The organism is Nostoc sp. (genome assembly GCF_054880495.1).
Map to the genome: position 1 here is coordinate 1 of NZ_JBTYKD010000393.1, position 10,779 is coordinate 10,779.

Below are 10,779 nucleotides of genomic sequence, written 5' to 3' on the forward strand. Positions count from 1 at the left end.
TGCGAGTTTTAGGATATTGAGTAAGCAGATATTCTACGAATGCGATCGCAGATTTAGAATCACCTTTTTTGAACGGCTTAATTAAAAATTCTTGTTGACCGCAGGGTATTGCCCCTACCTAAAAATCATTCTTTTCAGCTATTGTTTGCGTAAGTCCTGATTATCTTGTTTTTACAATTAATATGGCGAATAGGTAGATGCAGCCAGATTAATCCTTACACACCAGTTGAGGGAGGAATCAATCCTCCCTCAATTGGTTTCACAGTCTACACATCCTCAACTCAGACCTTATTAGCTACACACCTACAGGAGTCTTAGACTCTGCTGCTGGCTTTCTACCATCTGGGTCTAGTGCTTCTCCTTCAATAAATGAACGCAGCATCCAAGCTATCTCTTCATGCTGTTCCAGGAGTCCAGTTAAAAAGTCAGCAGTTCCCTGATCGTGGAACTTTTCACCAGACTGATCCACATGGTCTCTTAAGTTACGAATAACCTGTTCATGGTCATTCACTAAATTAGCTACCATACCTGTTGCTGTGGGTACATTTCCAGCATGTTCCTTCAGGGTAGCAAGCTTGAGAAATCCCTCCAATGTGCCAATTGGATAACCACCCAAAGCACGAATCCGCTCTGCCAAAGCATCAATATTTAGAGTCAGCTTTTGGTAGTGTTCTTCCCAAAGCTGGTGCAAAGAGCGGAACTGAGGACCAACGACATCCCAGTGGTACTTTTTGGTTTTCACCAATAGTAAATAGGCATCTGCCAAATCTTGATTCAACAGATTAATTACACCTTCACGCTGTTCTTCTGTCAAACCAATGTTTATCGCACGCATTGTTTTCCATCCCTAAGCAAACTTATTCACTATCTTCTCAAATTTACGGCATAATCCACATCAACCAAAGGGAATATTGTAAGTTTAAATTAATTGCCACATTGATAATTATGCCTATGTCTTAATAGGTAGTATTAAGCGAATAATTTAGTAATTAGCGAACTTTACTAATTATGTTCAGCTACTAGAATAAAAATGTTAATTAAATATAATAGTTAATCAGGATATCTGTAATTAAAACTATCTAAACCGAGTTTAACCAAAGATGCTCAGGGAGAACATACTTTTATGCTTAATTGCAGTTGCCAACTTCACGTTCCTAATTAGTAATGGGTCACTGCTTTTACACAATACCCATTACTACCGAAAAATTACCAAGGAATTAACTCTGTTAGTTACCTGTAACTTTGCCCAAAAAATTCTTTACATTCTCTTCCACTGAGGTTGAACTCTGTGAATTTTCAGGACGCTTTTGCTTGTCAATATCAGCAGCTCCCTGAACCTCATTGAGTCCTTCATTAGACTCCTTTTGAACCTTTCTCAATCCAGCTGGTGGTTCTTTAGCGGCTTCGTCAGTTTTGCGCTGAATGTCAAGGAGTTGTGTAGTACCTTCGGTCGTGTCACTTTGGTAGCTATCGATTGCAAAAGCAGGAAAAGTATTAGATAACAATATTAAAGCACAAGTGAAAGCCACAACTAGAAAACGTACTGGACGGAAGATAGATAAAACAGCAGCAATAATCTTCATTTGTAATCCTCAATAACAGCTTTAACAACACAGAACTTGTACTTAAAGAGCGAGAACTTATAGCTAATTAAGCAAATTTGAGCAATACTAAAACTAGTAAGCTCCGCTTCAGTCTTGAAGTTCTTTAAAAACGAACCTTACGAAGAAATTCTCTGAGGATTTCTGCATCGAATTAGTAAGGGATAATAAGCAAATACCACCTTAATTACTTAGCAAAAATATTACATTTCTTATTGACATTCTTCGTTTCTAGGTTCGCTGTTTCTACTTTTACTTGGAAAATGCTAACGCCTGCATCAATCTCTAGAATGAAATTTTCTGCATCTCTAGTCACAATAAAATCAGTCTCTAGATATATCGACTTAATCTAGTTTTGGCAGGTTAACGGCTCTATTATTTATGTTCAGTTAGCTCGATTTTATCCAATCAAAGGACTTTCAGGACTAAGCACCTTAAAGGATATTTGTAAAGGATTAACTTATATAAAGATCCCCGCTTAAAAAGGGGGGGAAATACATCTTTCCCTTAAACTTGATAAGTCTGCCTTATTACCTTTTCTATTGAACTTACGCGATGGAACATTTCTATGAGTTCATGGGATCTTGTTTTTCGCTTCGCCAGCAGCACTTTTAACGGCGTTAAATAATCAACATCTGGATCATCTCCTAAGGCCACTTCGGCTGCTTGTAAAACTTTTGTGGCATTGTCAAAAATATCTTCGTTGTCAAACCCTTCTTTTGCAGAAAGTTGATGTAATGCTGCATCAGGTACAGTTGCTCTACCCAGCAAGGTTTCATCTAACACCAAACCTTTCAACAACGCCAGTAATGCTGCATAGGTGGAAAAATCATCACAACTATCACAAGCCTTAAATTCAATGCGTCCAACTTCAGCCGGAATGCGGGCGATTTTTGTTAAAGAAGGTATGCTATTAATCAGTTGTTGCTGTTTCTGAACAAAAACCAAAGCTGCTGGTCTTTTTCCAGTTCTGATAAACGTTCGTACCGATAGCCCATCCCATAAACCTCCGTTATAAAAAGGGGAACTATAACTAAAAGGAACGATATAGGGACTGTAATAAGTTAATTTTCTGCCAATATCAATCATATCTTCAGTAGACATATCTGCGACTGAAATATTTAAATCTGGGCCGTATGTCACCATATGAATATGAGCAGTTTGTTCGTCAGGATCAGCTTGTAACTGTCTGATTTCATAATCGTTTAATGGGGGTTGAGGCTCAAAAATCGGATTGTAGGGATTAAAACTGACCAAAACTGGTGATAAATTAAAGTTAGCAGCAACTTCACGTAGCAAGTGAAAACTTTTTGATAATTCAGTAATAGCGCCTTGAATATCAGAATGTATAGTTGTTCTAATTTCAATACCTTTAACATGACAGTCTATCACTTTATCGCAATCAGCAAATCTTTCAAATCCCTCAATGTACCATCTCTTCATCTTAATACCAGCGTCCCCAACGCGCAGTTGAGGATAGTCACTGGGGTATATGGGTAGCTCTTCAATAATTTGATTAAACTCAGTAAATTTTGTGCGGGAAAAATCAGCAAACTTTCCTTCTTTGTTTAGGAAAGCTACTTCATGTTCAATGCCAAAGAAAAACATTATCTATACCTTAATTTTAATAATTTGGAGTCAAGCTAATCTAAGCGCTGCCAATAAATACCCAAGCAGCAGCATATATAAGTAAGATTTTTTAGCAGTAGTGAATTTTGGGCAATCAACATCAAATGCTGTTTTAAATCTCTGCAAATTAGTGATCTAAGACAAGTCTGCTTCCTAAACTTTTAGGGTTGTTATTCACAAAATAATGAGTGAGGATTTTTTGATTACAAGGATGATAACTTTAGTATGATTCATAAATTTAAGTAGAAAAATTTTCCAGATGATTCTTAAATGGATCTTACCTCAAGATCGAGTCTTGCGATTTGAAAACTTCTCTGGTTTATGTCTCTAGGGGGCGATGCCCTTCTCTACGAGATGCGCGAACGGCGCAGGTGTTACCCTGAGCTTGTCGAAGGACTCAGGGTAACACCTATGGCTGGCTACGCCTACACACTTTCTTGATTTTTCTAGACTGCCCCCACTATCTTCTTAGTCACTCGGTAGGGTAGCTTAGTATTGACTGAGGAAAGCTTGAGACGTGAGTTTTATGACAAGTACCGTTCAATCCCCCTACAACAGCGAACAAATTGCCGCTTGGTTGCGTGGACTGCTGACTATTGCTTGGGCAGATGGTAATTTTGATGCCGAAGAACAGAAATTAATTGCCAGCATCACTAAAGATGAATTAGCTTTTGGGATTAAATGGGACTCACTAGAGGTAATTACGCCAGAAGAATTAGCCGCAGTGTTGGCTAAAGGTACGCCAGCATCAGAAAATTTTTTAAGGACAGCGGTGATGGTAGCGATCGCAGATGGTACTTATTCTCCCAGCGAAGATCAGGTTTTGCAACAGTTTTGCCAAGCCTTGGAACAGCCGGAGAATTTACTCCAAGCCCTTCGCCACACCCTAGAACGCCCACAGCAAATTAACTTAACAATCCCCAGCCCTAGACTTACAAAGCGTCAAATTAATGCACTACATCCCCTGCGTGAATGGCTCGATGGGCTAGATATCCAAGACCCCAGATTAGCCCGTTTTTTGTGTAAAATGATTCCTTCTCAGTGTCCCTTTGAGAGGGATATCACCCTATTTGGACACAAGATTGTCCACATCCCGCCGATGTGTAAAATTAACCCGTTATATGAGCAACTGGTAGGTTTACGTTTCCGCGCCCTCTGCTATCTGGCAGATAACTGCGGTGAAGATGTTTCAGCATATATTTAGTTAAAGTGATATACTGAGAAGTTATAATTTTTAATTCCTAATTCCTAACTTCTGACTATTATTAAGTATGCAATTTATCGACCAAGCAGAAATTGAAGTTGAAGCTGGTAAGGGCGGCGATGGTATTGTCGCCTTCCGTCGGGAGAAGTACGTGCCGACTGGTGGACCCTCTGGTGGTAACGGGGGACGAGGCGGTTCGGTAATTTTCGTTGCCGATGAAAATCTGCAAACCTTGTTGGACTTCAGATACAACCATCGCTTTCAGGCAGAAAAAGGTACTCGTGGCGGGCCAAGTAACTGCACTGGAGCCGGAGGAAAGGATTTGATCATCGAAGTTCCCTGCGGTACGACCATTTATGATGCTGGAACTAGCGAATTGTTGGGGGATTTAATTGAGCCAAAGCAGACTTTGCGGATTGCCCAAGGTGGTAAAGGCGGACTGGGAAATCAGCATTTCTTGAGTAACCGTAACCGCGCCCCAGAATACGCCCTCCCAGGATTACCAGGAGAAATAAAGCAGCTGCGTCTGGAGTTAAAACTTTTGGCAGAAGTGGGGATTATTGGCTTACCAAATGCTGGTAAATCCACTCTAATTTCATCTTTATCAGCTGCACGTCCAAAAATTGCCGACTACCCTTTCACTACCCTCATCCCAAATTTGGGTGTAGTGCGGAAACCTACTGGCGATGGTACTGTTTTCGCCGACATTCCCGGACTAATTGAGGGAGCAGCTCACGGAGCAGGGCTGGGACATGATTTCTTGCGCCATATCGAGCGCACGCGAGTCTTACTTCACCTAATTGATGCCACCAGTGATGATGTGGTTAGAGATTATAACATAATTAAGCAAGAATTACAAGCTTATGGACAGGGTTTAGCAGAACGTCCGCAAATTTTGGCGCTGAATAAAATTGATGCAGTTGATCGAGAAACTGTGGATTTAGAGGCGTTAGCTACCCAACTTAATCATCTCTCCTACGCTCCGGTTTTTGTGATTTCAGCCGTTACGCGCACCGGCTTAGAGCCGATGTTACAAGAAATTTGGGGAATTCTCGATAAAATGAAGGTTCCTGAAGAAGTGGAGGTATTTAGCTGACGAATTATGTTGACGTATTCTGAATCAGGGGAATGTTAATCACAAACTCAGCGCCTTGTCCCGGCTGCGAAATACATTCTAAAGAACCGCCATGTCTTTCTGCAATGATCTGGTAGCTAATGGCAAGTCCCATACCCGTACCTTTGCCAATGGGCTTCGTGGTAAAGAAGGGATTGAATAGTTGTTTTTTAGTATCTTCTGGTATTCCTAATCCGTTGTCGGCAATCCTAATTATTACCTGATTTGGCTTTTGTAGTTGAGTGCAAATGCGAATTGTCGAAATTGGGCATTGGTTATTCCCTTTGTCTCCCTCATCTCCCACCCTGCAGGAAGCTAAAGCTACATCTTCCTCATCTCCCTCATCCCTTTCATCTCCACTCCCCACCCCCCACTCCCCACTCCCCACTCCCTCTTCTAAAGCATCGATCGCATTTGACAAAATATTCATGAATACTTGGTTTAGCTGCCCAGCGTAACATTCAACCAAAGGTAGTTTGCCGTATTCTTTGATTATTTCAATGGTTGGGCGCTGGTCATTACCCTTGAGGCGGCTTTGTAAAATCATCAGAGTGCTGTCGATTCCCTCATGGATATCAACAGCTTTCATTTCGGCTTCATCCAAGCGTGAAAAAGTTCGCAGGGAAAGCACAATCTCCCGAATGCGGTCTGCTCCAACGTTCATTGAGTTTAGTATTTGTGGCAAATCTGATTTCAAAAAGTCCAGTTCGATTAGTTCTGCAAAATCCTTAATTTCTGGTACAGGTTTAGGATAATGACTTTGGTAGAGTTGCAAAAGTGCAAGTAAATCTTGGGTGTATTCCTTGGCAGGACTGAGATTGCCATAGATAAAATTTACCGGGTTATTGATTTCGTGTGCCACTCCTGCGACTAGTTGACCTAAGCTAGACATCTTTTCACTTTGAATTAAATGAGTTTGGGTGCGTTGAAGTTCGCGGAGTGTTTCCTTAAGGTCTTGAGCTTGTTGTCGTAGTTGCGCTTCCGACTTTAGCAGAGCTTCCTTGGCTTGTTTGCGTTCTGTAATGTCCCTAACAACAGCTACCTGACAAAAAGGCTCTCCTGTTTCAGGATGTTTAACTATAAATAGGTTGCAATCAGTAGGAATTTCTATACCCGTTTGAAAATGTCTATAGCAAAACTCACCTTGCCAAAAACCATGTTGAGACATCAAAGGAATAATTTGCTGCTGAAACTTTGCAAAAGCTTCTGGTGAATGAAAATCAATCATTGACTTGGTTTTGGCTGCTTCCAGGCTAGTAAGTCCGACCATCTTGAGTCCGGCAGGGTTCACATAGATAATTTCCGTTTCCATTGAAGCAATGGCAATAAAGTCACTGCTGTTTTCAATCAAAGCTACAAATTTTTGCTGTTCTTCTTCAGATCGTTTGCGTTCTGTGATGTCTGACCCCATTGAGGCAACGCCAATCACCTGTCCATCAGGAGCCACTAACGGGTTGTTATACCACTCACAGACTATCGTCCTGCCATCTTTAGTGACGTTCTCGTTGATACTCAAATTTCCTCCTTGTTGCGTTAACAGGGCGGTGACAATCTCATTTACGTGTTTTCTGGCCTTCTCAGGAATTATAATTTCAAAAGGATTCTCCAGCATTTCCTCTTTGGTGTATCCAAAGATTCTTTCTGCTGCGCGATTCCATGTCTGAACTTCAATGTTGGTATTCCATTCAATAATGGCTAAAGGTGTTTGTTCAACCAGCAACGTCAATCTTTGCTGTGAAGCTCTAAGTTCTGCCTCTGCTTGCTTATATTCGGTAATGTCGCGAAAATACCAAATCCTACCGTAATAGTCTCCTGAAGGTGATGTCTCACTACAAGCTCCTTGCTGCTTACGCACGGGTGCAGAATAGCGGTCAAAAATCTTTCCAGACTTGAGGAAAATTTCATCACGGCTGCTTTCCTCTGGATGCTGATAAAGATACTCCACCTTAGCCAAAAATTCATCTGGATTGATTAGTTGGTCTAGTACCCATCCCAGGAGTTGGCGATCGTCGCGTGTTTGGAACACTGCCGCAGGAATTTGCCATAACTGGGAGAATTTCTGATTAAATGAGACAATTGTGCGATTTTCATCAATAATTAGAATTCCGTCGAGCGCAGCTTCTTGTTGAGCTTCCAGTAAAGCATTAGCACGCTGTAGGTCTAACTTGGCTTGCCGGTCTGATTCTTCCAGGCTTTCCTGAAGTGCCTCGCTCTTTTGCACGAGTTTAGTCAGATCAGTAACTCTGCCAGTCACACCCAGAACTTTCGCTGCTTCATTCTGTAAAATGATATCTCGAATACTACCTACCAGAAATTTATTACCAGTCTCATCCTCAAAGCAAGACTTTTTTGTAGAGATCAGATGGATTATACCTTCAGCATCGCTAAAAAGTTCCTGATTCTCATTGGTAATATTTGCGGTGAAAACCAGTTCATCTTTTTGCCGGAATACATCAGCTTCTGCTTGAGGAAAAAAATCATCGTCTGACTTGCCAATTAATTCTTCTCGGCTATGACCGACGAAATCACAGTAGCTATCGTTAATTAAGACCCAGCGATGTTGACAGTCTTTGACAAAAATTGGGTCAGATATGCTATTAATCATCTGATGCAGAAACGCCAGGGAGAAGTTTTGCTGCTCCGTGTTTTGTTTTGGCGCGGGGTTATCTAAGAATCTAAGATGCTTCATACCCAAATTTATCTCTAAAATTGAGCTAAACAGTTTTTGTTTAGCTCCGTGTGTGCCAGCATAAGTAGTATTTATTATTCCCACACTAGCTCAGGATGCAACAACCAAATCAAAGAAAATCGGCGGGAATCCCATCCCTTCCAGGGGTATCCGGGATAGTCGTCCGTCGATTTAGTTATTTGTCCTTTGTCATTGTACTAAGGTTCTGGATAAGCAATATTTAATTTCACTAGATGTCAACCGTGGCGTAGCTTTTTTTATTAGCATGATTGATACAAATACTTAAAAGCCTTGCTTGCTAGTAAAAAAACGGAGTTAAACTAGAACCACAGGGTAACAATCATCGAAATATTATGATGAGCGATCGCGACTATACATTAATCATTGACAAAAGCGGTAGTATGTCCACACCCGACCAAGTGGGTGGTAAAAGTAGATGGGAGATAGCCCAAGAGTCTACACTTGCTTTGGCAAGAAAGGCCGAACAGTTTGACCCAGATGGGATTACAGTTTACGTGTTTGCCGGTAGATTTAAACGCTACGATGATGTCACCTCAGCCAAAGTCACTCAGATATTTCTCGAAAATGACCCTTCTGGAACGACAAACTTAGCAGGTGTACTCCAGGATGCACTCAATAACTACTTTCAACGCAAAGCAGCCGGTAAAGCGAAGCCAAACGGTGAGACAATTTTAGTGATCACCGATGGGGAACCAGACGATCGCAAAGCTGTGTTTGAAGTGATCATTCATGCTACTCGCCAGATGGAACGTGATGAAGAATTAGCAATTTCGATCATTCAAGTAGGTTCAGATGCCCAAGCAACTAAGTTCCTCAAAGCTTTGGATGACCAGTTGCAAAGTGTCGGCGCTAAATTTGATATTTGCGATACTGTCACTTTAGACGACTTAGAAGATATGAGCCTTGTAGATGTATTGAGCAACGCCATAACTGACTAATGCGTTGAGCGCCCACAGTCTAATAACTCTTAACTGGAGAATTGAATAATGCTAGAAAATCGTGACTATACCTTGATTATCGATAAAAGTGGCAGCATGGCCACCCAAGATCAAAAGGGTGGTAGAAGTAGATGGGTTGCAGCCCAGGAATCTACTTTAGCTTTAGCTAGTAAGTGTGAGGAATTTGACCCAGATGGCATTACTATCTATATATTCGCTGGTAAATTTAAGCGATACGAAAATGTGACATCTAGCAAGGTAGCACAAATTTTTCGAGAAAATGATCCCTCTGGTACAACTGACTTAGCAGGTGTATTAAAACACGCAACTGATGATTATTTACAACGCAAAGCAGCTGGTCAAACAAAGCCAAATGGTGAAACAATTTTAGTGGTTACTGATGGTGAACCGGACGATCGCAAAGCAGTAATGAAAGTGATTATTGAAGCTTCTCGCCGCATCGACAGAGATGAGGAATTAGCTATTTCGTTCATTCAAGTCGGTACAGATCAGCAAGCTACCCGCTTTCTGAAAGTCTTAGACGATGAACTCCAGAGTGCTGGTGCTAAATTTGATATCTGTGACACAATTACTATGGAAGATATGGAAGATTTGAGTCTATCGGAAGTGTTGCTCAATGCCATTAATGACTAGCTATACCATTTATTAGGAATTGCAAAAATGGATTCCATTGATAAACTATTAGCTGAACTGCAAACTGAATATAAACAAGTACAACCAGAACAGCAATCCAAATCAGCCACAGCTAAATCCTTTATTCCACCATCGCCAAAGTCGTCATCTTTCATGGATAAGCTGTTGGCAGAAGTTCAAGCTGATTTTGCAAAAGAAGATGCTGCTATTGAGTTAAAAAGACAGCAAGAACTAGAACAGGAAGGAATTCGACAAGAACAACTCAAAGCCAAACAACTAAAGGCTTTGAAAGTGCAAGCAAAACAATGGTTAGCTAAACTAGATTCACTTTCGTCCGAAGGACTTTGGTTTGAAAGGTTTGCTGAAAGTTACGCATCAAAATTAGAGGCGGCGATTGAATATTTAAGAAGCAATGATTAAAATAATTCGTAATTCGTAATGACCCTCTCTACGAGACGCTAAAAGCGTAGCTGGCTACGCTCACGGCAAGCCCACTCCCCACTCCCTGTCTACGCAAATAATTTCAAAAATCAAAGCAGACTGCTATATGATTGCTATATGCTCAAGATTGATGGCGATGTGTTTGAGCGAAATGTTGAACAGCCCATTCATGCATAGCATAGAGAATTGGTTGCAAAGTTTCTCCTAAAGGCGTTAGCGAATATTCTACCTTGGGTGGAATCTGCGGATAAACTTCTCGATGAATAATCCCGTCTTGCTCCATTTCTCTGAGTTGCTGAGTCAGCATCTTTTGCGTAACTCCAGGTAAAGCCCGTTGCAACTCACCAAACCGTTTGACACCAGTCATTAATTCTCTAATAATCAAAACTTTCCAGCGTCCGCCAATCACCTTTATGGTAGTTTCTACTTCACAAGTCAGCCTGAGATGGTTTTCTGCTTCATCTTTCATAGTTAATTTTTAGCAAGTA

At 41.1% G+C, this 10,779-nt stretch carries 10 protein-coding genes; 5 read left to right on the forward strand and 5 right to left on the reverse strand.

The features are described from left to right. Window positions 1–295: 295 nt before the first annotated feature. The 3 genes from ACYTXL_RS33275 to ACYTXL_RS33285 form a co-directional block, all read right to left on the reverse strand. The gene (locus tag ACYTXL_RS33275; protein WP_292793575.1) at window positions 296–835 is read right to left on the reverse strand and encodes a Dps family protein; all 540 of its coding nucleotides are present in this window, start codon (window positions 833–835) and stop codon (window positions 296–298) included. Window positions 836–1,226: 391 nt separating this feature from the next. Further along, on the reverse strand, window positions 1,227–1,583 hold the full coding sequence (locus tag ACYTXL_RS33280; protein WP_461928315.1) for a hypothetical protein: 357 nt from the start codon (window positions 1,581–1,583) through the stop codon (window positions 1,227–1,229). A 525-nt stretch (window positions 1,584–2,108) separates the two neighbouring features. Next, window positions 2,109–3,209 (reverse strand): glutamate--cysteine ligase, encoded by a 1,101-nt coding sequence (locus tag ACYTXL_RS33285; RefSeq protein ID WP_461928316.1) that lies wholly within the window; start codon window positions 3,207–3,209, stop codon window positions 2,109–2,111. 547 nt (window positions 3,210–3,756) lie between these two features. On the opposite strand from ACYTXL_RS33285, the gene ACYTXL_RS33290 reads away from it, so the two are divergent. Both ACYTXL_RS33290 and obgE read left to right on the forward strand, forming a co-directional pair. Next, window positions 3,757–4,434 (forward strand): Mo-dependent nitrogenase C-terminal domain-containing protein, encoded by a 678-nt coding sequence (locus tag ACYTXL_RS33290; protein ID WP_461928317.1) that lies wholly within the window; start codon window positions 3,757–3,759, stop codon window positions 4,432–4,434. 67 nt (window positions 4,435–4,501) lie between these two features. Then, on the forward strand, window positions 4,502–5,530 hold the full coding sequence (gene obgE, locus ACYTXL_RS33295) for a GTPase ObgE (protein WP_334790323.1): 1,029 nt from the start codon (window positions 4,502–4,504) through the stop codon (window positions 5,528–5,530). A 4-nt stretch (window positions 5,531–5,534) separates the two neighbouring features. On the opposite strand, the gene ACYTXL_RS33300 is transcribed toward obgE, so the two are convergent. Then, complete coding sequence (locus tag ACYTXL_RS33300) at window positions 5,535–8,237, reverse strand: PAS domain-containing sensor histidine kinase (protein ID WP_461928318.1); 2,703 nt, start codon at window positions 8,235–8,237, stop codon at window positions 5,535–5,537. A 353-nt stretch (window positions 8,238–8,590) separates the two neighbouring features. On the opposite strand from ACYTXL_RS33300, the gene ACYTXL_RS33305 reads away from it, so the two are divergent. From ACYTXL_RS33305 to ACYTXL_RS33315, 3 genes are read left to right on the forward strand one after another with little or no spacing between them, the layout of a single operon-like run. Further along, window positions 8,591–9,196: a vWA domain-containing protein gene (locus ACYTXL_RS33305; RefSeq protein WP_461928319.1), complete on the forward strand. Its 606-nt coding sequence runs from the start codon at window positions 8,591–8,593 to the stop codon at window positions 9,194–9,196. A gap of 48 nt (window positions 9,197–9,244) precedes the next feature. After that, entirely contained in the window at window positions 9,245–9,850 is a 606-nt protein-coding gene (locus tag ACYTXL_RS33310; protein WP_461928320.1) for a vWA domain-containing protein, read from the forward strand. A gap of 27 nt (window positions 9,851–9,877) precedes the next feature. Beyond that, a complete protein-coding gene (locus ACYTXL_RS33315) occupies window positions 9,878–10,270 on the forward strand; it encodes a salt stress protein, Slr1339 family (protein ID WP_461928321.1) in 393 nt (130 codons plus the stop codon). A gap of 142 nt (window positions 10,271–10,412) precedes the next feature. Here ACYTXL_RS33315 and ACYTXL_RS33320 read toward each other — a convergent pair whose 3' ends face one another. Continuing rightward, window positions 10,413–10,760 carry a winged helix-turn-helix transcriptional regulator gene (locus ACYTXL_RS33320; RefSeq protein WP_461928322.1) on the reverse strand — a complete coding sequence of 116 codons (348 nt, stop codon included), beginning with the start codon at window positions 10,758–10,760 and terminating at the stop codon, window positions 10,413–10,415. Between the last annotated feature and the right edge of the window lie 19 nt (window positions 10,761–10,779).